The sequence below is a fragment of the Mesonia sediminis genome, from assembly GCF_042684705.1.
In the GTDB taxonomy this organism is placed as follows: Bacteria; Bacteroidota; Bacteroidia; order Flavobacteriales; family Flavobacteriaceae; genus Mesonia; species Mesonia sediminis.
In genome coordinates, this window is the sequence record NZ_JBHULZ010000024.1 from 1 (window position 1) to 677 (window position 677).

The 677-nt window shown below is 46.7% G+C and carries 1 pseudogene; it reads left to right on the top strand.

Annotated features, from left to right (window positions below):
* A pseudogene (locus ACFSQ0_RS05635) lies at window positions 1-677 on the top strand (hypothetical protein); the annotation flags it as partial.

Genomic DNA, 677 nt, shown 5'->3' on the forward strand with positions numbered 1-677 from the left:
GTGCAGACCTTTGACTTAACCAGTCAATCTGCAGCCATTTTGGCCAATGAAGCAACACCAGCTAATTTCACCCTGACCTATTATGCGAGTCAAGCAGACTATACCGCAGGTACAGCCATCGCTAACCCAACGGCTTATGACAATACCAGCAATCCGCAAAGTATTGTAGTAGAAGCAGAGGGCCCTAACAACTGTACTTCAACCACTAGTTTTGATTTAGTGGTAAACCCGCTACCAAGTTACAACACCCCGGTGACCCAAGTGGTTTGTGATGACGCTACTGCCGATGGTATTGCTGTATTCGATTTAACAGCAGCCACCAATCAGCTTACCGGGAATAACCCGAACTACCATGTAGACTACTATGAGACCCCAGCCGATTTGGCTGCAGGAACCAATGCATTGCCTAGTAACTATACCAATACAACAGCCTATAACCAGACCATCTATTTTCAAATAGAAGATCAAACTACGGGATGTTTAATAGATGATGCTATCGACTTACAAGTAGATACCGCCCCGGCGGCCAACACCCCACAAGTGTATACCTTCTGTGACGATGACAACGACGGCTTTGGTTTATTCAACCTGCCCAGTTTAGACAATGAAATCACTGGCGGGGCAGCCGGTGTAAGCGTAAGCTACCACCAAACCTTAGCCAATGCACAGAACAATGC